Here is a 20,913-nt window from a genome sequence, read left to right as displayed (position 1 = left end):
CGGTGCAGCGCGTCAAAGAGAGCGTCCTTGGGGCCTTGCACCCACCTCCCCTTTTGCGCGGTCGGCTCCCCTTTCGGGATCTCCCAGTACGACTCGAAGCCGCGGAAGTGGTCGATGCGCACCATGTCGTAGAGGGAGAGGTCGTTGCGGATCCTGGCGATCCACCAGCCGTACCCTTCCATCGCCATCCGCTCCCAGTTGTAGAGCGGATTCCCCCAGAGTTGCCCGGTCTCGCTGAAGTAGTCCGGCGGAACCCCCGCCACCACAGTCGGGTTCCCCTCGTCGTCCAGATAGAAGAGATGCGGGTTCGCCCACACGTCTGCAGAGTCGAAGGCGACGAAGATCGGAAGGTCCCCCACGATCTGCACCCCTCTGGAGTTAGCGTATCCCTTCAGGTCGTGCCACTGGCGGCTGAACTGCCACTGCTCGTACTTCTGCTCCCCGATGGCGCGGCCGAGCTTTTCGCTCCACTCCGACAGCGCCGCCGGCTCCCGCTTCAGGATCGGCTCCGGCCACTCGTTCCAGCTCTTTCCGGAGAAGTGCTCCTTCAACGTCATGAAGAGCGCGTAGTCGTGCAGCCAGAAGGTGGAGTCGCAGAAGTTCCAGAACTCCTGCTTCCGCTCCTGGGGAGCTGCCTCGAAAAAGCGCATCGCCGCCTTCTTCAGGAGGGGAAACTTGTGCGCAGCGACCGCCCCGTAGTCGACACGCTCCGCCAGTGACGGCATCTGCACCTCGCTGGCGGTCAGCTCCCCCTCTTCCACGATCCTGTCGAGGCTTATAAGGAGCGGATTTCCCGCGAAGGCAGAGTAGCAGGAATAGGGGGAATCGCCGTAGGCGGTCGGCCCCAGGGGAAGAATCTGCCAGAGGGACTGACCGGCAGCCTGCAGAAAATCGACGAAGTCGCGTGCTTCAACGCCAAAGGAGCCGATCCCTCCGGGACCGGGTAGGGACGTCGGGTGCATGAGCACCCCGCTTTTTCTCTGTCGCACCATCAAGATCACCTCGTTGAAATGGTATGGGTATGGGCGATGCGTGCAGGTCGCCCGTCGACGGGTCGGGTCGGAACGAAGCCGCTACCCCGCACGGAACGCCGCAGCGGGCGGGGGAGCGGCGCGGAGCGGGAGACACCTTAAAGGTGTGTAATTTTTGAGCAGGTAGAACTATGACATAAAGAGGGAGCTTTGCAAATGGACCGGCTGTCGCAAACGCATGCCAGGTGCGGGGTGAGAGGAAGTGCCGCGATGTGCCTGAGGTCTTTTCATCAGGGAAAGGGGTGCGGGTGTGCATGCCGGTGAGGCTACATGCGGGCCGCCTCTGAGGCGGTGGCCAGGACTTCATCGACTCGCTGGCCGTCCAGGGTCTCTTCTTCGAGAAGCGCCTCCGCGAGTGCGTCGAGCTTCGTTTTGTTGGTGGAGACGAGCTCGAGCGTTCGCTGTTCCGCATTCCGTATCAGGGCGGCGATCTCCTGGTCTATCATCCAGGCCATTTCCTCCGAGAAGGTCTTCTCCTCCGCGAGCTTCATGCCGAGGAAAGGGTGCTCCTCGCCGCGGGAGAAGGTCATCGCCCCGATCTTTTCGCTCATCCCCCACTGGCACACCATCTTCTCGGCGAGCTCCGTGACGGTCTTAAGGTCGTTCTGCGCCCCAGTGGAGACGTCGTTGAAGATGAGCTTTTCCGCTGCGCGCCCCCCCAGAATGACGCAGAGCCGGTTCACCAGGTAGGAACGGGGGTAGTGGTAGCGGTCGTCCTCCGGGAGCTGCTGCGTGACGCCGAGGGCGCGGCCGCGCGGGATGATGGTGACCTTGTGCACCGGGTCGGTGCTCGGCAGGAGCCGCGCCACCAGGGCGTGGCCGGCCTCGTGGTAGGCGGTGAGCCGCTTCTCCTCGAAGGAGATCACCATGTGCCGCTCACCTCCCATGAGGATCTTGTCCTTCGCGCGCTCAAGATGGTCGCCGGTGACTACCTGCACATTGTCGCGCGCCGCGAGTATCGCCGCCTCGTTCACCAGCCCCTCCAGGTCGGCGCCGGTCATCCCCGGCGTCCCCTTGGCGATGACGGCGAGATCGACGTCCGCGGCGAGCGGCACCTTGCGGGTGTGCACCTTGAGGATCTGCTCCCGGTCGCGCCAGTCCGGGCGCTCGATGACCACGTTGCGGTCGAAGCGCCCCGGGCGCAGCAGCGCGGGGTCGAGGACATCGGGGCGGTTCGTCGCCGCCATCACCACGACCTCCTCGTGGGGGTCGAATCCGTCCATCTCGGACAGAAGCTGGTTCAGCGTCTGCTCCCTCTCGTCGTGACCGCCGCCAAAACCGGCACCGCGGCTGCGGCCGACGGCATCGAGCTCGTCGATGAAGATGATGCTCGGGACGCTCTTTCTTGCGTTGGCGAAGAGATCGCGCACCCGGCTCGCGCCGACGCCGACAAACATCTCGATGAACTGGGAGGCCGAGATAGAAAGGAAGGCGACACCGGCTTCACCGGCGACCGCTCGCGCGAGGAGCGTTTTTCCGGTGCCCGGGGGGCCTACCAGGAGAATCCCTTTCGGAACCTTCCCCCCTATCATCTGGAATTTCTTCGGGTCCTTCAGATACTCCACCACCTCGCGCAGCTCCTGCTTCGCCTCATTAAGCCCCGCGACGTCCGAGAAGGTCACGTGGGGGTGCTCGGAGCTGTAGGTCTTAGCGCCGGAGCGGGCGAACCCTCCCATGAGGGAACTCGGCCCCTGCGCCTTCATCCCCTTCATGACGAACCACCACACTCCGATGATGAGGAGCCACGGCAGGAGGTAGAGGAGTATGTTCATCCCGCTCGAGCCGTCGGCAGGGAGCGCGGTGACCTCCACCTTCCGGGCGGCGAGGTCCGCCATGAGGGTGCTGTCTCCAAGGGAAGGGATGTAGGTGTTGAAAGAGGTGGTATCGTTTGCGCCCCCTTTCTTGTCGGCGGCAGCGGCAGGAAGTTTGACGGGCTGGCGGAAGTTACCGCGGAGATAGAAGCCCCTCAGGGTGACGTCCTTCACGTTACCGGCATCGAGCTCTTCTCTGAAGCGGCTATAGCTTATCTCGGCGCCCCTTTCGGCCGCCTGCTTGACGACGCTGCCGTAGAAGAGGTCCAGCAGAAAAAGCAACAGCACCGTAACGAGCAGCGGCCTCCAGATGGTTGGCCCCATAGCATCTCCCGTAATGCGGCTTTTCTAAAAGAGGAAGGGTCCGAAGGGGGCGCCCGCTGCGGGGCCGGCACTTCGGCTAAGGGTATTTTAAACCGGTACAGCGGGTATTACAAGGCAGGGAGCCGGCTTTGGCAGGCATGATGCAAAGAGGCGCGGGTTCAGGAGATCTGGAAGTGGCCGAGGCCGAAGGACGCTCCCTTTCCGAGGTGCATGGCCCGGCCGAGGAGCAGGAGGAGATGGAATTCCTCGATATCACCGCAGAAAGAAAGCGTTCCCACAATACCGGAGGTCTTTCCCCACTGGGTGAAGCGGGTCGTGGAAGAGGTGCAGGTCACCTTCTCGCTCGCCGCAGCGAGGGCTCGGTAGTCGAGGGGAAGCTCGATGCCGCCGTAGTAGTAGGCGACCGTGGAGACGCGACGTAGCAGCGCGCGGGCGAAGTGGGAAAAATCGATCTGTCTCAGGACCTTCCCCTCGCTCGGCAGCCGCAGCGGCGTAAGAAAATCGACGGTCACCCGGTCCGGGGCAAGGGGGCCGGCGGAGAGGGGGTCGGCTGCGGTCAGAAGCGGCAAGGGGCTGTCGGCGGCCGAGGTTCCGGCGGGGAGAGGGGAGCGCTCACCTCCGGGGGAGAGGAGCTCGACCGCGGAAAGGTGGGCGCCCACCCTGCGAAAGAGGAGGGCGGCCGCGCCGAGGTAGTTGTCGAAGTGCTGGATGGCGCTTCCGAAGAGGGTGAGGGAGCACTCCAGACTCTTGCCGCGATTCGGGAGGGGGGGAAGGACCGGCATCCGGAAGACGAAGGGGAGAGGGGGCTTCTGGTGGCGGCGCAGCCCCTCCGGGTCGCGGGAGAGCTCCTGGGCGAAGTTGGCGGCGAAGGCGCACGATCCGGTGCGCAGGCAGCCTGGGCATGCACCCCTGCGGCAGCCGACCGCCTCCCGGAAGGACTCCTCGAAGGCGCCTCGCACGGAGAAGAGGGCAAAGGGGTCGGGGAGGTTCGCGGTGAGGGTAGCGGTGAATATTATGGTGACGTGGTGAAGTTCCACTGGGGATCCTTGTGAGTTGTACTGTCGGACCTGTCGGACCTGTCGGACCTGTCGGACCTGTCGGACGGAAATTCTACACAGGCGCCGCATCCCCGGGCAACAAAAAAACGGGCGGAAAGTCTCCCCTCCGCCCGCATGGTCCGCGATGTACTCTTCCCTACTTCGTCAGCGCCTTCTGGTACTCCCTGTTCAGCTTCGCGATGAACTTCACGCTGATCCCCTTCGGGCAGACCGACTCGCACTCGAAGTGATTCGAGCAGTTGCCAAAGCCGTTCGCCCTCATGGCATCGGTCATGGCACAGACGCGGCGCGCCGCCTCCACCTGCCCCTGCGGCAGCGCGGCGAGCTGCGCCACCTTTGCGGCGGTGTACAGCATGGCGGAGCCGTTCGGGCAGGCAGCTATGCAGGCACCACAGGCGATGCACTCCGCCGCGTCCATCGCGTAGTCCGCCGCGGGCTTCGGCACCAGGTGGGCGTTTCCGTCCACCACCCCTCCGGTGTGCACCGAAACATACCCTCCCGCCTGGATGATCTTTTCCATGGAGGTGCGGTCCACGATCAGGTCCTTGATGATCGGGAAGGCGGTGGCGCGCCACGGTTCGATGTAGATGTCGTCGCCGTCCTTGAAGGCCCTCATGTGCAGCTGGCAGACGGTGGTGTGCTCGCGCCCCCCGTGGGGGATGCCGTTTATTACCTGCGAGCAGGAGCCGCAGATCCCCTCGCGGCAGTCATGATCAAAGGATATCGGATCCTGCCCCGCCTTGATGAGCTCCTCGTTCACCACGTCGAGCATCTCCAGAAACGACATGTCCGGACTTATATCCTTCGCCTCGTATTGCTCGAGCCTCCCCGGCTGGTTCGGCCCTTTCTGGCGCCATACATGCAGTGTCAGGTTCATTTGTAGCTCCTTACCGCCAGGTGGACGTTCTCGAACGTCAACGGCTCCTTGTGCAGCTCCGGCTCCTGGTCGACCCCATTGAAGCCCCACGCCGCCACATAGCAGAAGTTCTCGTCATCGCGCTTCGCCTCGCCGTCCGGCATCTGGTACTCCACGCGGAAGTGCCCGCCGCACGACTCCTTGCGGTGCAGGGCGTCGCGCGCCAGAAGCTCGCCGAACTCCAGGAAATCCGCCACGCGCCCCGCGTTCTCCAGCTGCTGGTTCAGCTCCATCCCGCTGCCGGAGACCTTCACGTTGTGCCAGAACTCGTCGCGCAGGTCGGGGATCCTCTTTATGGCATCGGTGAGGCTCTGCTCGCTGCGCGCCATCCCGACGTCGTTCCACATAATCTTGCCGAGCTCGCGGTGGAAGTCGTTCACCGTCTTCTTCCCGTTTATGGAGAGAAGCCGGCTGGTGTACGCCTTCACATCCTCGATCGACTTCCTGCACTCCGCGTCCTCCGCCGAGACCTCCCCCGGCTTGATGCGCGCGAGGTACCCGGCGATGGTGTAGGGGATCACGAAGTAGCCGTCGGCAAGTCCCTGCATGAGGGCGGAGGCGCCGAGACGGTTCGCGCCGTGCACCGAGAAGTTCGCCTCGCCGATCACGAAAAGCCCGGGGAGGTTGCTCTGACAGTTGTAATCGACCCAGAGCCCCCCCATGGCGTAGTGTGGCGCCGGGTAGATGCGCATCGGCACCTTGTACCCGTCCTCGTCGGTGATCTTTTCGTACATGTCGAAGAGGTTGCCGTAGCGCTCCCGGATCGTCTTCTCCCCGAGCCTCTTTATGGCATCGGCGAAGTCGAGATAGACGCCGCGCCCGCCTGGGCCGACGCCGCGACCGTCGTCGCACTGCTCCTTTGCTGCACGGGAGGCGATGTCGCGCGGGGCGAGGTTGCCAAATGAGGGGTACTTCCGCTCCAGGTAGTAGTCCCGCTCATCCTCCGGTATCTGGTTCGGCGGGCGGGTATCCCCCGCCTGCTTCGGCGCCCAGCAGCGCCCGTCGTTTCGCAGCGACTCCGACATGAGGGTGAGCTTTGACTGGTGCTCCCCGCTTTGCGGGATGCAGGTCGGGTGGATCTGGGTGTAGCAGGGGTTGGCGAAGAACGCCCCCTTCTTGTGCGCGCGCCAGGTCGCCGTCACCGAGCATCCCATGGCGTTCGTGGAGAGGTAGAAGACGTTGACGTATCCGCCGCTGGCGAGGACGACGGCGTCGCCGACGTGGCAGCGGATCTCGCCGGTGACCATGTCGCGAACCGTAATCCCCTTCGCCTCGCCGTCCACCACCACGAGATCGAGCATCTCGGTGCGCTCGAAGACCTTCACGGTCCCCGCATGCACCTGGCGCGACAGTGCGGAGTAGGCGCCGAGGAGGAGCTGCTGCCCGGTCTGCCCGCGGGCGTAGAAAGTGCGGGAGACCTGGGCGCCGCCGAAGGAGCGGTTGTCGAGGTAGCCGGCATAGTCACGGGCAAAGGGAACCCCCTGCGCCACGCACTGGTCGATGATGTTGTTCGAGACCTGCGCGAGCCGCCACACGTCCGCCTCGCGGGCGCGGAAGTCCCCCCCCTTTATGGTGTCGTAGAAGAGGCGGTAGACACTGTCGCCGTCGTTGGGGTAGTTCTTCGCGGCGTTGATCCCCCCCTGTGCGGCGATGGAATGGGCGCGGCGCGCGCTGTCCTGGTAGCAGAACGCCTCGACGCGGTAGCCGAGTTCCCCGAGGGTGGCTGCTGCGGAGGCGCCGGCGAGCCCGGTGCCGACGACGATGATCTTGTACTTTCTCTTGTTGGCAGGGTTCACCAGCTTCAGGTCGAAACGGTGCCGGTCCCACGAGCTTTCAATCGGTCCTTTCGGACATTTTCCGTCGAGTATCACTGTATCCCCCCTATATATTGAGAACGCCGAACAAGATGGTGACGGGGATGGCCATGTAGCCGAGCATCAGCAGGGCCGACACCGCCTTTCCCATGGCCGAAATCGGGGAAAGGGTCCGCGCGTTGTTCCACCCCATGGTCTGCAGGAAGCTCGGGATGCCGTGACGCAGGTGCAGGTAGAGCATGACCATGGCAAAGATGTAGGTCGCCGCGATGACCCCGCGCCGCAAGGTCGTCACCACCATCGCATAGACGTCGTAGCGCCCGATCGTCGCGGTGAGCGCTGCAACCTCCGGCGTCACCTTGAAGGTGAACTGCAGCAGGTGGTAGGCGATGAAGAGCGCCAGGAGGACGCCGGTCCAGATCATGTTGCGGGAAGCGAAGTTCGCCCTCAGCTGCCGCTGCACCGCATACCCCTTCGGCTTCGCCTCCTTGTTCTCCAGGGTGAGCTGCACCCCGTAGGTGACGTGCACGAGCAGCGCGATCAGCATGGCCACCCGCATGCTCCACACCAGCGGCAGGAGACTGTTCAGGTGCTCGGCGTAGCCGTTGATGACGCTCGGCCCGAGGAAAATGGCGCTGTTCCCCATGAGGTGGACAAGGACAAAGAGAATCAGGAGTTGCCCCGAGACCGACATGAGGATCTTCCTCCCCACGGTGCTTTTGAAGATATGCATAGTCTTTTCCCTCTACCTTTCTTGATTAGCGTCTGTCTCGCACAGCCCCCCGAGCTCAGAATGGGCCCCGGGCAGGATCCTCTTCCCGGGAGGATCGTAAGACAGCTATAATCGGGTTACCTGCTGTGCGCATAAAGCGCTCTGGTGAGCCGTTCTACTGCAGCAGCGTACGTCACACCGGTTGCCGCTGCATGAGGGGTGGTGCGCGCAATGGCTTCATTGGACTCCCTCCTCTTTGCTGTGGTGGCGCGAGGGGCCGAGGCTTAGGCGGTGCGGTATATTACGGCCGGGGGCGACAAAATGCAAGCGCGTTTTGTATACACTATATCGTATTGTATACAATATGCAGGATGGCAACGCGAGTAAGGATAACACGCGTTTAGCTTCAGGCAAACCGTGTTTTGCCCCGCGGGGGCCGTCGACCTTGCTTTTTGGGCGGGGCTCTGCTAATTAAGTTGCTGTTGCAGCAAAAAAATTTAGCAATCACGGAAGGTAAATGCTGAAATTCAGACTTTTGAAGAAGGACCGCAGCTCCCTCGCCCGCCGGGGCACCGTCACGACCCCCCACGGCGAGATACAGACCCCCATTTTCATGCCTGTGGGGACGCATGCGGCGATGAAGGCGATGACGCCGGCACAGGTCACCGAGGCGGGCGCCCAGATCATCCTCTCCAACACCTACCATCTGCATCTGCGCCCCGGAGAGGCCCTCATTGAAAAGGCCGGCGGGCTGCACAAGTTCATGGGGTGGGACGGCCCGATCCTCACCGACTCCGGCGGCTTCCAGGTCTTTTCCCTGCCGAACAAGCGCATAACGGAGGAAGGAGCGCACTTCCGCCACGAGATCACCGGCGAGGAGGTATTCCTCGATCCGGCGAAGGCGGTGGCAATCCAGGAGGCGCTCGGCTCCGATATCATCATGGCGTTCGACGAGTGCATCCCCTACCCGTGCGACAAGGGGTACGCGGAGCGCTCCACCGAGAAGACGATCCGCTGGGCGAAGCAGTGCAAGGACGCGCAGACGCGCAAGGACCAGGCCCTTTTCGGGATCGTACAGGGGAGCGTCTACGAGGACCTGCGCGCCCGCTGTGCGAAGGCGCTGGTGAAGATGGACTTCCCCGGCTACGCCATCGGCGGCGTCTCCGTCGGCGAGGGGCTCGAACTCCTGAAGCAGGTTGTAGGGTACACCGCACCGCACCTGCCGGAAGACAAGCCGCGCTACCTCATGGGTGTCGGCCTTCCGGAGGACATCCTGGAGAGCGTGGAGCGGGGCATCGACATGTTCGACTGCGTCATCCCCACCCGCTACGCGCGCAGCGCGACGCTCTTCACCAACCGCGGCAGGATCCGCCTCACCAACAAGAACTACCGCAGGGACTTCTACCCCATCGACCCGAACTGCACCTGCTACACCTGCCAGAACTTCACGAGGGCGTACCTGCATCACCTGTTCAGCGCGAACGAGGTCCTCTCCGCCATACTGGCGAGCATCCACAACGTGCACTTCTACCTCAACATGATGTCCGAGGTGCGCTACGCCATCGAGGAAGGGCGCTTCATGGAGTACAAGACCAGGTTCCTCGCGGACTACCTGAAAGGGAAATAGCAGGAGAAGCCGGGCTGTCGGCGGGGTAGCGCCGCCAGCCCGCTCCGGCGCAAAACAGAGGAAGCGATGACAGAGAAGACGAAGTTCGACACACTGATGGACATCATGCGCAAGCTGCGCGCCCCCGGCGGCTGCCCCTGGGACGCGGAGCAGACCCACGACTCGCTGAAGCGCTACCTCCTGGAAGAAGCGTACGAAGTCATCGAGGCGATAGATAGCGGCTCGGTCGACCACCTGAAGGAGGAACTGGGGGACCTCCTCCTGCAGCCGGTATTTCACGCGGCGATTGCGGAGGAGAGCGGCTCCTTCACCATGGACGAGGTGCTGGAGGCGATCAACGAAAAGCTGATCCGGCGCCACCCGCACGTCTTTGGCGAGGAGACGATCAGGACGAGCGAAGAGCAGCTGGTGAATTGGGAGAAGATCAAGAAGAAGGAAAAGGGGGAGGAGCGAAAGTCTGCACTCTCAGGTGTGCCGCAGCAGCTCCCCGCCCTCATGCAGGCGCAGAAGATCACCGAGAAGGCGGCGCGTGTCGGCTTTGACTGGGAGCACACGGACCAGGTCTTTGCGAAGGTCATGGAGGAGCTGCACGAATTCGAGGAAGCGATGCTCGCCGGCGACCAGGAGGAAATGGAATCGGAACTGGGCGACCTCCTTTTCGCTATCGTGAACCTCGGGCGCTTTCTTTCCATAAATCCCGAGGAGGCGCTCCGGAAGACGATCCAGCGCTTCACCAGGCGCTTCACCCACATCGAGGAGACACTCCATGCGAGGGGGAGCGCGATGCAGTCGGCGACCCTTGAGGAGATGGAAGAGCTGTGGCAGGAAGCGAAGAGTTTGGAAAAGGATTGAAGTTGTTAATTTTTTACCCACTCTCCCCTTATCCACAGCTTCTGTGTAAAAGCTGTGGATAACGGTGTGGAGAAATTTGTAAACATCTACTGTAAAAGGCGTTTACGCGTTCTGCACACTTTTTGGCCACGACCACAGAACCGTTTAAAGTCGGCCACTTACAGAAAGACGGCCAGATCGATAAAGATTTAGTCAAGGAAAGATGTATACCAGCTAATTAGCGAAACGGGCCGGTGGAAATCCTGTTCATAACCACCACAGCCGGAAGCACCTTTCCCTCCTTTGTTAAAAAAAGTAACAAGAAAATGGGGCAGTAAAAAAGGGGACAGGGTGCTTTTTCGCCCTATCCCCTTTTCCGCCTCAGCTGCCGGAACCTTCCCCCTTTTCCTTTAACACCTTCCTTTTCACCAGCGAGAGCGCGTCACGCGCCTCCTCACACCCCAGAAGGCGCGCGCAGACGAAGAAGACGGCGATCCCCGCGCCGACACTCCCCCCGAGCACCACACCCTTTACCAGCTTCTCCCCGCCGCGCGACCACTCCGTCACCCCGAGCATCCAGTACACCACCACCCCCATCGGCACGGAAGCGACCGCTCCCTTCAGGACGGAGATCGCGACGGCGCGACCGCCGAAGCGCCCGATCCTCCTGCGGATCAGCCAGAGCAGGAGAACGAGGTTGCAGAGCGCGGAGAGGGTCGAGGCGAACGCCAGCCCGCCGTGTTTCAGCGGCCCCATGAGGGCGAGGCAGAAGACGAGGTTCAGCACGAACGCGACAAAGGCGGTGATCACCGGCGTCCTCGTGTCGCCGAGGGCGTAGAAGGCGGGAACGACTACCCGCACCAGCGCCACGACCGACAGCCCCGAAGCGTAGTAGAAGAGCGCCTCGCTGCACGCTCTCGCCTTCGCGTAGTCGAAGGCCCCCCCCATGAAGAGGAGGGAGAAGATCGGCGTCGTGCACAGAAGGAGTCCCACCGTGGCGGGAATGGTGATGAAGAGGGTGAGGCGCATCCCGTAGGAGAGAGACTCCTTCAGCGCGGGGAGATCCCCCGCCGCGGCCTGCCGGCTCATGGAGGGGAGGACAGCCTGGGCGACCGGCGCGGTGAAGATCCCCTGGGGAAACTCGAAGAGGCGCTGGGCATAGTACAGATACGACACGCTCCCCTGGGGCAGGAGGGAGGCGAGGATCGCCCCGACGGCGATATTGAGGTAGTACCCCCCCACCCCGAAGACCGCAGGCCCCATGAGAAGCGAGATCCTCCTCACCGCCGGATGCCCCAAAACGAAGCGGGGGCGCAGCGGAAACCCTTTTCGGTAGAGGACCGGCAGCTGCAGGGCGAGCTGAGCGAAGCCGCCAACCAGCACCCCCACGGCCAGCGCCACGATCGGGACCTGGAAGCGGTCGTGCAGCAGGAGCGCGCAGAGGATCATGGAGATATTGAGGAAAACGGTGGATATGGCCGGAGTAAAGAAGTGGCGCACCGTGTTCAGAATCCCCATGCACAGCGCGACAAGGCTCACGAAGAAGATGTAGGGAAACATCAGCCGGTTCAGCAGGATCGTGAGGGAGAGCTTTTCGGGATTCGCGGCGAAGCCGGGAAACATGAGGGAGATGATGAAGGGGGAGAAGACTATACCGAGCACGGTAACGACGGCGAGGGCTATGGTGAGAAGGGTGAAACAGATGTTCGCCAGATCGCGAGCTTCCTCCTCGCCGTGCTTCGTGTACCATTCGGAAAAGGTCGGGACAAAGGCGGAGGTAAGGGCACCCTCGGCGAAGAAGCGCCGCAGCATGTTCGGAATCTGGAAGGCGGCGAAGAAGGCGTCGGTGTAGAGCCCGGCGCCGAAAAGGCGCGAGACCACCATGTCGCGGATCATCCCCATGATGCGGGAGAGCATGGTGGCGGCACCGAGGACGCCGGCGGCTCGTGCGATGTTTTTCTTTTCGGACATCGGGCCCCTTCAGTGGTTACGGTGGAGTAGCGACTCCCTTCAAGTCTCGGGGGTGACGATCGTCAGGGCATCCGGCTCACGCTCTCGCCCGCCTTCAGCCTGAGAAGCGCGCGCTTTTCCTTTCCGACTGCGACAGCCAGGAAAAGGATAAAGAGCATGCTGTTCGCCGCGAGGACGAAGGAGCGCGCGTGGAAGGGCCAGGCGGTGCTGAGAAAGTACAACCCGAGCGCGAAGGCGAAGTATCCCCCGATCTTCGCGAGCTCGTAATCGACCGGGTAATGCTTCTGTCCCCACACGTACGACACGATCATCGTGCAGAAATAGCAGATGAAGGTCGCCCATGCCGCACCGGCATACCCCATGAGCGGTATCAGCACGACGTTGGCGACGATCGTCACGATCGCGCCGAAGATGGTGATGTAGGCGCCGTACTGCGTCTTGTTGTTCAACTTGTACCAGATGGAGAGGTTGAAGATGACCCCGAGGAAGAGATTTGCGAGCAGGAGGATCGGCACGATCCCCATGCCGGAGTAGTACTTCGCCCCGATGAAGCCGCGCACGACATCGATGTACAGCATGACCCCGAGGAAGATGACGAGGCCGAAAAGTATGAACCAGGTCATGACCTGCCGGTACAGGTCGCGGGCGTCGCTCTCCTTTGCGTGGGAAAAGAAGAACGGCTCCGCCGCGTAGCGGAAGGTCTGGATGAAAAGGGTCATCAGGATGGAGACCTTGTAGTTCGCACCATAGATCCCGATCTGGGCCATGACGTAATCAGCCGCATTGGCGACCCCGGCGGGAACAACGAGGAGGTAGCGCAGGAGTATCCTGTCCAGCGTCTCGTTCACCATCCCCGCCATTCCCGCAAGAAGGAGGGGGAGGGCGTAGCGGACCATCCCGCGGAAGAGCTCGCGGTCAAAGCGCAGGCGCACCCCGAAGAGGTCGCCGCACAGAAGGAGGAGGGTGACCGCGCTGGCGATGAGATTGGAGAGAAAGACGTACCCCACCCCCCCCGCCGGGTCGTAGAAGGAGAGGAACGCGCCGTAGCCGTGCCGCAGGAGGTACGGGCAAAGGAGGAGGAAGAAGAGGTTCAGCGCGATGTTTATCCCGATGTTTGCGAGCTTTAGCAGAGCGAACCTGGGAGCCCTGTGCTGCTGCCTCAGGCGCGCGAAGGGGATCGCCGAGATCGCGTCGAGCCCCACGATCAGCACGAAGTAGACGAGGTACTCCGAGTGCCCGTGATAGTGCAGCTTTTCGGCAATAAAGGAGGAGGCCGAGATGCCGATGGCCATGAAGAGGAGGTTTAGCCCCACGACGGGAAGGAGGGAGGTGCCGTACACCCCCTCCTTGTCCTCGTGGCTCACGGAAAACCGGAAGAAGGTCGTCTCCATCCCGAAGGTGAGGAGGATCATCAGAAAGCTCGCGTAGGCGTACAGCTCGGTGACGATGCCGTACTCCTGCGGCAGGAAGATCCGCGTGTACAGCGGCACCAGGAAATAGTTGAGCAGCCTGCCCACGATGCTGCTCAGCCCGTACACGGCAGTCTGTCTCGCTAGTCTTTTGAGGGGGTTCATGCTTGGGCGGCGGACTCTCTGGGGGTGAAGTGGCGAGCACGACGGCGGCAAAAGCCGATCGCACGCGGGATCTCGGTTTCACAAGCGCCTGACTATACCATCCGCGCCGGTCCCCTGTCAAAAGCCGATTCTCCGTCAACCCCGCGGCGCACCCGTTCTCAGCCAGCGCCGCTGACCTCCCCTTCCGTTCCTTCCAAGACTCCTCTTTTCACTCTTTCCCGCCGCAGCGACACTCACGTTCCAAAGCCACATCTTTTTTCAGTCATTTTCTAATGCGGGAGGGGCCATTTTGCTTAATCACTTTGAAGGGTGTTATAGTAGGAGGTGATTTTCGAGTACCGCCTGCCCACCTTTCCACTGCTGAGGCAGCTCAAAGAGACGCGGCAGGAGCAGGTCGGCAACTCGGAGGGGAGCGGAGGAGAAGACGGCATGGCCGAGCTCGAGCTGCGCAAGTTCCTGATCCCCGAGATGATCTTCGGGCGCGGCGCCCACACCCTGGTGGGACAGTATGCGAGGCGCTTCGAGATGACCCGTGCGCTCCTGGTGAGCGACGCCGGAGTCATGGAAGCGGGGTGGACGGAAGGGGTGCGCTCGCGACTTGCCGACAGCGGGATAAGCGCGCTCATCTTCGCCGATCTCACCTCCAACCCGAAGGATCACGAGGTGACAGCGGGGGTGACCCGCTACATGGAAGGGGGGTGTGACGGCATAGTCGCCGTCGGTGGTGGAAGCCCCATGGACTGCGCGAAGGGGATCGGCATCGTCTGCTCCAACGGCGGGGACATCCTTGACTACATCGGAGTGGACAAGGTGCCTATGCCGATGCCCCCCCTGATCTGCGTCCCCACGACCGCAGGTTCCGCAGCGGACATCTCGCAGTTCGCCGTCATCTCCGACCACGTGCGCATGAAGAAGGAGGCGATCATCAGCAAATCGGTGGTGCCGGACCTCTCCCTCATCGACCCTGCCCTCACCGAGACGATGGGGCGGGAGCTTACCGCCTGGACCGCCATGGACGCCCTCATACATGCGGTGGAGTCCTACGTCTCCAACGCAAGCTCCCCTTTTACCGACCTTCTCGCCCTGAACGCGGTGCGGCTGGTGGCGGGCCACATGATCCCCTCCGTGCAACACCCGACTCCGGAGTCCCGGGACGGCATGATGCTCGCCTCCACCGAGGCAGGGATGGCCTTCTCCAACGCGAGCCTCGGCGCGGTCCACGCCATGGCGCACTCGCTCGGCGCGCTGCTGGACAACCCGCACGGCGAGAGCAGCTCGGTTCTCCTGGAAAAGGTCATAGCGTACAATTACCCGGCAATACCCCGGCGCTACCGCGACATTGCGCTGGCCCTCGGGATCGACTCCCCGGGCGACCCCCTCGGGGCGCTTCTGGAGTGGATTCACACCCTGCGCCGCGCCACCGGGCTCGGAGGCTCGCTGCGCGACCTGGGGCTGCAGCGAAGTGAAATGCGGCGCCTTGCGGAAGAGGCGATCGACGATCCCTGCATGGTGACCAACCCGCGCAGGCCGACCGTCGAGGAGATCGAAGCGATCTATGACGCGGCGTTCTGACGACAAAGAATGGGATGAGCTGCGCAACCGGATCATCGGGCTCGGGGATCAGTCCTCGCACAAGACCTACTACTCCGAGCTGAAGGCGCGCCTGCGCGAACTGGAAGCCGCCCGCCGTTCCCTCGCCGACACCAACGCCTCGCTTCAGGCGGTCATGGACGCCTCCACCGAAGTCGCCATCGTCGCCACCGCCCCCGACGGGATCATCACCCTCTTCAACCGCGGTGCCGAAATCCTCCTCGGCTACCGTGCGGAAGAAGTCGTCGGCCAGCAGACCCCCCTCCTTTTCCACGTGGCAGAAGAGCTGGCGCAGCGCGGCTCGGAAGTGAGCAGTCGCTACGGTCGCCCGATCTCCGGATTCCAGATCCTCGTGGAACCTGTGGAGCGGGAAGGGGCGGAAAAGCGGGAGTGGACCTATCTGCGCAAGGACGGCATCCGCGTACCGACGGAGATTGTGATGACGGCGATACGCGGGGTGAGAGGGGAGACGGTCGGCTACCTCGGGGTGACACAGGACATCACCCAGAGGAAAAGGGCGGAAGAGGAACTGCGCCGCTATCGGGAGCAGCTGGAGCAGCTGGTGGAGGAGCGCACGCTGGAGTTGCGGGCGGCATCGCAGTCGGCGGAGGCGGCGAACCGGGCGAAGGGAGCGTTCCTGGCCAACATGAGCCACGAGATACGCACCCCCATGAACGCCATCATGGGGATGATCCACCTCGCGCTGCGCACCCCCCTTTCCCCGAAGCAGCAGGAGTACCTCGGCAAGGCAAGTTTCGCCGCGGAGTCGCTCCTCGGCATCATCAACGACATTCTCGACTTCTCCAAGATCGAGGCGGGGAAGCTCGATCTGGAGCGGACCGATTTTCTCCTGGAGGAGATGCTGGAGAGGGTCTCCTCCATCATCAGCGCAAAAGCTATGGAGAAGGGGCTGGAGTTTCTCATCAAGGTCTCCCCTCAGCTCCCCCCTTCCCTTTCCGGCGATCCGCTGCGCCTCGGGCAGGTCCTGATAAACCTGTGCAACAACGCGGTGAAGTTCACCCACGTCGGCGAGATCGTGCTCGAGGTCGCACCGGTGCACCCCCCGGAGGTGGAAAAGGTGCTGCTGCGTTTCTCGGTGCGCGACACCGGGATCGGCATGAACGCCCACCAGATGGGGCGACTCTTCACCCCCTTCAGTCAGGGTGACACCACCAGCTCGCGGAAGTACGGGGGGACCGGGCTGGGGCTCGCCATCAGCCGCGAGCTCGTGGAGCTCATGGGGGGGACGATAGGGGTGGAGAGTGTCCCCGGGAAGGGGAGCGAGTTCCACTTCACCGTCACCCTCGGCATCGGGCGCCTGCAGCCGCAGCTGACCGCCGAGACGGTCGGGACGCTGCGGGGGCTGCGCGCGCTGGTAATCGACGACAGCTGGAATGCCCGCACCGTCTTCCAGGACCTCCTCTCCTCGCTCAGGTACCGGGTCACCACCGTTGCCCGTACCTCCGACGGGCTGATAGAGCTGCAGGCGGCCGCGAAGGAGCACCCCTACGATGTCGTCTTCGTCGACTGGCGCATGCCGGAGATGGACGGATTCGAAGCCGCGACCATGATACGCGGGATGTTCCACCACATCCCCCCGACGAAGATCATCATGGTCACCGCCTACGGGAACGAAGCGGTGCAGCGCCGCGCCCTGGAGGAGGGGCTGGACGCATACCTCACGAAGCCGATCACCATGTCGAGCCTCTTTGACGCCATCACCGCGGCCTTCGGGCACGAAGGTGGGGAGCAGGGGAGGCGCCAGCCGAGGCAGGGGGCTCAGGGGGAACTCCTGCGCCGCCTCATGGGGGGCCGCGTCCTTCTGGTGGAAGACAACGACTTCAACCAGATGGTCGCCTCGGAGCTCCTCACCGAGGCTGGGATCTCGGTGACGCTCGCGGAAAACGGGCAAGAGGCGCTGGAGCTTGTGCGCAACAACGAGTTTGACGCCGTCCTCATGGACATCCAGATGCCGGGGATGGACGGGCTGGAGGCGACCCGGCAGATCCGCGCCCAGGAGGAGTTCGCCTCCCTGCCGATCATCGCCATGACGGCGCACGCCATGGTGAAAGACCGAGAGAGGTGCCTCTCGGCGGGGATGAACGACTACCTCAGCAAGCCCATTGCACCGGCAGAGCTGTACGAGGCGCTCGCGCGCTGGATAAAGCAGAAGGAAGCCGCCCCTGCCGCGGCTCCCCTTCCGGGAGGGGGGGAGGAGGAGCTCCCCTTCGAGCTCCCGGGGATTTCGGTGCAGCAGGGATTGCAGCACGTGAACAACAAGAAGCGCTTCTACCGCCAGATGCTGGAGAAGTTCCTGGAGACGAAGAAGGATTCCGACGAGGTTATCCGGCGGGAGTTCGTCGCGGGAAACCGGGAGGTCGCGGGGCGCACCGCGCACTCGCTGAAATCGATCGCCGGAACGATCGGGGCAGATGGGCTGATGGCCGCCGCCGCGGCGCTGGAGAAGGGGATCGATTCAGGAGACGACGGCCGCTTTGAGGAACTGATGACGCAGTACCAGATCCGCCTCAACGAGGTGGTGGCGGGACTGGAGCAGGGCCTTGCCCAGGCGGGGGAGAGCACGGAGGCTCCGCACCCCGCACCGATGGACAGGGAAGAGGTGGTGAAGCTCCTCGACGAGGTTCTCCTCTTGCTCCGCAACGACGTAGGGCAGGCGCTTACAGTCCTCGAACGGCTCGGGGAGGTTCTCCTTCCGACGGAGTACGGCAAGGAGTACCGCATCGTGCGCCGGCTCATGGATCTTTTCGAGCTGGACGAGGCTCGCGAGAGGATCCTGAAGCTGCGGGGAGCAATCGAGACCGGCGCGACAAGGTGAAGATTGGTTCCCGCTGCACGAGCACTTTACGAAAGAGATTTTTCCTATGTGGCCAGGAAAAAGAAATCCCCCCTGTCCCCCCTTCGCAAAGGGGGGAACGTACTAGCCTCGCCCACTCCTTGAGGAGACATCAGGCGCCGGGGCAATTCCACACGGGGCAGCATGGATGAGAAAGCGGGAAGACAACGAGTCCTCATCATAGACGACACCCCTGAGAGCATCCGAGTTCTCATGGAGTCGCTGCGGCAGGACTACGCCATCATGGTGGCGACCAGCGGCGAGAAAGGGCTGGAGCTCGCCTTCGGGGACCCCGCGCCCGACCTCATCCTCCTGGACATCAGGATGCCGGGGATGAGCGGGTACGAGGTGTGCCGCCGCCTGAAGGACCATCCGACGCTGAAGGAGATCCCGGTGATCTTCCTGAGCGCGCTCGACCGTTCCGACGATATCGTGAAGGCCTTCAAGACGGGGGGCGTCGACTACGTGACAAAGCCGTTCCACTTCGACGAGGTGCAGGCCCGTGTGAAGACGCACCTCAGGCTGCGCAGCACCCTGAAGGAGCTGGAGGCGAAGAGCGCAGAGCTGCAAAGCGCCTACGACCAGCTCGACCAGGAATTCCGCTCTGTCGGCGAGGTGCAGGCGACCCTGCTGCCGAGCCCGATCCCGCAGATTGACGGCTTCGAATCCGCGAGCTTCTACCGCCCGGCGCGGCTTGCCGGGGGCGACTACTTCGACATATTCCCCATCGACGGGGGGCGCTGGGGGGTGTTCATCGCCGACGTCATCGGCCACGGCCCCCGCGCCGCCGTCATGACAGCCATGATCCACGTCATGCTCCACCTCGCTCCGCACAAGGGTGACACCGATGCCGTCCTTGCCTTTCTCAACGATCTCCTCACCGTCAGGTCGCGGCAGGAGCAGTTCGTCACCGCATTCTACGGCGTCCTCGACACCAGGGACCGCGTCCTCACCTTTTCCTGTGCCGGACACCCCCCTCCGGCGATCCGCCGCCTCGCCGCCCGGACCACAGAGTGGTGCAGCGCCAGTGAAGGGATCCCGCTCGGGGTGAGCCCCTCCGGGAGCTACCCGGCGGCGTGCGTCAACTTCCTGCCCGGCGACACTTTTCTCTTTTATACGGACGGAATAACCGAGACGGAGCACCGCGACGCCGAATTGTACGGCATGGAGCGGCTGGCGCGGGTCATACAAACGGCGGGGGACATAAGCGCGATGGACATGTGCCGGAGGATCTGTGCCAGTGTGGAGCGCTTCAGAAACGGGAAGGAACAGCTCGATGACGTGACGCTGCTGGTTTTGAAGGTCTTGCGGTCCGAGTAGGAGGGGTCAGACCTTCACCACTGCAATGACGAGGGAAAGGACCCCGACCACGAGCGATACAGCCGCAACGGTTCCGATCAGAAGCTGGCGCGACGACACCGTCTCCAGCGTTCTGGCCACGGTCTGCAGCTGTTCCGTCGTCTCCACAAGCGCCGCCGCCAGCCTTTCGTTCTCCTCCTCCAGCCAGAGGACCTTTTCGGCGACTTCCCCGCGGCGAGGTGCCCGCCTCGCTTTCGCCTGGCCCACGAGGTCGAAGACGGCGGGGGCGTGCTGAGCCACTCTCCCCCACGGAATATTTCTCGCTGCCACTTTGGCTATTCCCCAGATCATCCCCATGTTCATTTGATGTATCTCCTGGTACAACTCCTGCGACTCCGGGAATGCGGCGCCCCTCTATGCTCAACCTGTTACCTGCTCTCTCCCCTCTTCCCGAAGAGCGGCAGCGCCATGAAGCTCCAGCCGTGGAATATCATCTCCAGCGAAACCAGAAGCCCGAGCACCCAAAGCCCCGAGAGCGGCCACTGCAGCATGATCATGATGCCGATAAGGATGGAAAGATTCCCCGCCATTAGCGGCCACTCCCACCGGCTCTGCCCCCGGTTCCTGATCGCGAAGGCGATGCGGCAGACGCCAAGGACGACGAGGACCAGCGCGAGGATGAAGGTAAAGACCGCCGATGCCGCCAGGGGATTGAAGATTACCGCGAGCCCCGCGACGAGATAGAGCACGCCCATGAGAAGGTAAAGTCCCCTCTCCTTCCACCCCGAGACGGAAAAGGCGTGCACCGACTGTGCGACACCCCCGGCAAGAAAGAGGACCCCGAAAGCGACCGTAGTGGCGAGGGTCACCAGAAAAGCCATGGCCAGCCCGATGACGCCGAGAAGCACGAACAGTATCCCCAGCGTCAGGAGCCACCCACGGTAGCTCCCCCCGCGCCTGCCGGGGGTGCGAGAAAAGAGTTGCCGCGGAAAGAACTTGCGGTCGTACATCGTTCGAGGCATGAGGCTCTCCTGTGAAGCACCTCCTAAAACGTTACTTGCCTTGTACGAGTCCGTCAAGAAATCCGGCAGTTAGAGAGGGTACGCGGCACTCACGCTGCAGACAAACAGCAAATCCCCCCTGCCCCCCCCTTCGCAAAGGGGGGAACGTTAGGCCTTGTGCAGTGCTGCGTGGCAATGTACCGACACTCCCCTGGAATTCCCGGATGAACCTTCGCGCAGGGGGGGACCGTTACGCCTTCTTCAGTGCTTCGAGGCAATGTACCCACGCTTCTCCGGAATTCTCGGATCAACCGACTAAAAAAGGGCCAGGCGTGACCGCCTGACCCTTTTTCGATTTTCCGTATGGTAGTGGAGGCTGTTACCTCGCCCCTGCTGCTAAGGTTCCTCGCGAATCCGGTGAACCTCGAGGATGTGTCCACGAAGCACTGCACCACAACTCACGTTCCCCCCTTTGCGAAGGGGGGACAGGGGGGATTTCG

15 protein-coding genes (1 of these 15 cut by a window edge) are annotated in these 20,913 nt (G+C 62.9%); 5 read left to right on the top strand and 10 right to left on the bottom strand.

Going from position 1 to position 20,913, the window contains the following annotated elements; all coding sequences use genetic code 11:
* From malQ to LPW11_RS11850, 6 genes are all read right to left on the bottom strand, one after another.
* Positions 1-1,001: the 5' portion of a 4-alpha-glucanotransferase gene (gene malQ, locus LPW11_RS11875; protein ID WP_269145336.1), read on the bottom strand. 514 nt of this gene lie to the left of the window's left edge; 1,001 of the gene's 1,515 nt are visible here — the first part of the coding sequence; the start codon lies at positions 999-1,001; its stop codon lies off the left edge, out of view.
* 296 nt (positions 1,002-1,297) lie between these two features.
* Positions 1,298-3,166, bottom strand: a complete 1,869-nt coding sequence (gene ftsH / locus LPW11_RS11870; protein ID WP_230994103.1) for an ATP-dependent zinc metalloprotease FtsH — start codon at positions 3,164-3,166, stop codon at positions 1,298-1,300.
* A 158-nt stretch (positions 3,167-3,324) separates the two neighbouring features.
* Positions 3,325-4,203 (bottom strand): CRISPR system precrRNA processing endoribonuclease RAMP protein Cas6, encoded by an 879-nt coding sequence (cas6, locus tag LPW11_RS11865; protein WP_230994102.1) that lies wholly within the window; start codon positions 4,201-4,203, stop codon positions 3,325-3,327.
* A gap of 157 nt (positions 4,204-4,360) precedes the next feature.
* The gene (locus LPW11_RS11860; RefSeq protein ID WP_230994101.1) at positions 4,361-5,101 is read right to left on the bottom strand and encodes a succinate dehydrogenase/fumarate reductase iron-sulfur subunit; all 741 of its coding nucleotides are present in this window, start codon (positions 5,099-5,101) and stop codon (positions 4,361-4,363) included.
* Positions 5,098-7,011 carry a fumarate reductase/succinate dehydrogenase flavoprotein subunit gene (locus tag LPW11_RS11855; protein ID WP_230994100.1) on the bottom strand — a complete coding sequence of 638 codons (1,914 nt, stop codon included), beginning with the start codon at positions 7,009-7,011 and terminating at the stop codon, positions 5,098-5,100. The genes LPW11_RS11860 and LPW11_RS11855 overlap by 4 nt, the downstream gene beginning before the upstream one ends.
* Before the next feature lie 10 nt (positions 7,012-7,021).
* On the bottom strand, positions 7,022-7,687 hold the full coding sequence (locus tag LPW11_RS11850; protein WP_230994099.1) for a succinate dehydrogenase cytochrome b subunit: 666 nt from the start codon (positions 7,685-7,687) through the stop codon (positions 7,022-7,024).
* A 499-nt stretch (positions 7,688-8,186) separates the two neighbouring features.
* On the opposite strand from LPW11_RS11850, the gene tgt reads away from it, so the two are divergent.
* Both tgt and mazG read left to right on the top strand, forming a co-directional pair.
* The gene (gene tgt, locus LPW11_RS11845) at positions 8,187-9,293 is read left to right on the top strand and encodes a tRNA guanosine(34) transglycosylase Tgt (protein ID WP_230998282.1); all 1,107 of its coding nucleotides are present in this window, start codon (positions 8,187-8,189) and stop codon (positions 9,291-9,293) included.
* Between the two features lie 66 nt (positions 9,294-9,359).
* The gene (mazG, locus tag LPW11_RS11840) at positions 9,360-10,145 is read left to right on the top strand and encodes a nucleoside triphosphate pyrophosphohydrolase (RefSeq protein WP_230994098.1); all 786 of its coding nucleotides are present in this window, start codon (positions 9,360-9,362) and stop codon (positions 10,143-10,145) included.
* Positions 10,146-10,505: 360 nt separating this feature from the next.
* Here the strand turns inward: mazG and murJ are convergent, their stop codons facing one another.
* Together murJ and LPW11_RS11830 are read right to left on the bottom strand one after the other, a co-directional pair.
* Positions 10,506-12,095, bottom strand: coding sequence for a murein biosynthesis integral membrane protein MurJ (gene murJ / locus LPW11_RS11835; RefSeq protein ID WP_230994097.1), 1,590 nt, complete (start codon positions 12,093-12,095; stop codon positions 10,506-10,508).
* A 62-nt stretch (positions 12,096-12,157) separates the two neighbouring features.
* Positions 12,158-13,669 (bottom strand): oligosaccharide flippase family protein, encoded by a 1,512-nt coding sequence (locus tag LPW11_RS11830; protein ID WP_269145335.1) that lies wholly within the window; start codon positions 13,667-13,669, stop codon positions 12,158-12,160.
* Between the two features lie 429 nt (positions 13,670-14,098).
* On the opposite strand from LPW11_RS11830, the gene LPW11_RS11825 reads away from it, so the two are divergent.
* The 3 genes from LPW11_RS11825 (at position 14,099) to LPW11_RS11815 (ending at position 19,433) form a co-directional block, all read left to right on the top strand.
* On the top strand, positions 14,099-15,241 hold the full coding sequence (locus tag LPW11_RS11825) for an iron-containing alcohol dehydrogenase (RefSeq protein WP_230994095.1): 1,143 nt from the start codon (positions 14,099-14,101) through the stop codon (positions 15,239-15,241).
* On the top strand, positions 15,225-18,095 hold the full coding sequence (locus LPW11_RS11820) for a response regulator (RefSeq protein WP_230994094.1): 2,871 nt from the start codon (positions 15,225-15,227) through the stop codon (positions 18,093-18,095). The genes LPW11_RS11825 and LPW11_RS11820 overlap by 17 nt, the downstream gene beginning before the upstream one ends.
* 162 nt (positions 18,096-18,257) lie before the next feature.
* Positions 18,258-19,433: a PP2C family protein-serine/threonine phosphatase gene (locus tag LPW11_RS11815; RefSeq protein WP_230994093.1), complete on the top strand. Its 1,176-nt coding sequence runs from the start codon at positions 18,258-18,260 to the stop codon at positions 19,431-19,433.
* A gap of 6 nt (positions 19,434-19,439) precedes the next feature.
* On the opposite strand, the gene LPW11_RS11810 is transcribed toward LPW11_RS11815, so the two are convergent.
* Together LPW11_RS11810 and LPW11_RS11805 are read right to left on the bottom strand one after the other, a co-directional pair.
* Entirely contained in the window at positions 19,440-19,775 is a 336-nt protein-coding gene (locus tag LPW11_RS11810; protein ID WP_230994092.1) for a hypothetical protein, read from the bottom strand.
* Between the two features lie 65 nt (positions 19,776-19,840).
* A complete protein-coding gene (locus tag LPW11_RS11805; protein WP_230994091.1) occupies positions 19,841-20,434 on the bottom strand; it encodes an HdeD family acid-resistance protein in 594 nt (197 codons plus the stop codon).
* Positions 20,435-20,913 lie beyond the last annotated feature (479 nt).

It is taken from the genome of Geomonas sp. RF6, from assembly GCF_021044625.1.
GTDB lineage: Bacteria > Desulfobacterota > Desulfuromonadia > Geobacterales > Geobacteraceae > RF6.
Note: the sequence above shows the minus strand (reverse complement) of the source record. Positions and strands in the feature narration are given on the sequence as shown.

What these genes read in the sequence shown, in the direction of transcription:
- LPW11_RS11805 (WP_230994091.1), bottom strand. Translation starts at nt 20,434, where the DNA reads ATGCCTCGAACGATGTACGACCGCAAGTTCTTTCCGCGGCAACTCTTT.
- ftsH (WP_230994103.1), bottom strand. Translation starts at nt 3,166, where the DNA reads ATGGGGCCAACCATCTGGAGGCCGCTGCTCGTTACGGTGCTGTTGCTT.
- LPW11_RS11825 (WP_230994095.1), top strand. Translation starts at nt 14,099, where the DNA reads ATGGCCGAGCTCGAGCTGCGCAAGTTCCTGATCCCCGAGATGATCTTC.
- mazG (WP_230994098.1), top strand. Translation starts at nt 9,360, where the DNA reads ATGACAGAGAAGACGAAGTTCGACACACTGATGGACATCATGCGCAAG.
- LPW11_RS11810 (WP_230994092.1), bottom strand. Translation starts at nt 19,775, where the DNA reads ATGAACATGGGGATGATCTGGGGAATAGCCAAAGTGGCAGCGAGAAAT.
- LPW11_RS11860 (WP_230994101.1), bottom strand. Translation starts at nt 5,101, where the DNA reads ATGAACCTGACACTGCATGTATGGCGCCAGAAAGGGCCGAACCAGCCG.
- LPW11_RS11820 (WP_230994094.1), top strand. Translation starts at nt 15,225, where the DNA reads ATGACGCGGCGTTCTGACGACAAAGAATGGGATGAGCTGCGCAACCGG.
- LPW11_RS11850 (WP_230994099.1), bottom strand. Translation starts at nt 7,687, where the DNA reads ATGCATATCTTCAAAAGCACCGTGGGGAGGAAGATCCTCATGTCGGTC.
- murJ (WP_230994097.1), bottom strand. Translation starts at nt 12,095, where the DNA reads ATGTCCGAAAAGAAAAACATCGCACGAGCCGCCGGCGTCCTCGGTGCC.
- LPW11_RS11815 (WP_230994093.1), top strand. Translation starts at nt 18,258, where the DNA reads ATGGATGAGAAAGCGGGAAGACAACGAGTCCTCATCATAGACGACACC.
- LPW11_RS11830 (WP_269145335.1), bottom strand. Translation starts at nt 13,669, where the DNA reads ATGAACCCCCTCAAAAGACTAGCGAGACAGACTGCCGTGTACGGGCTG.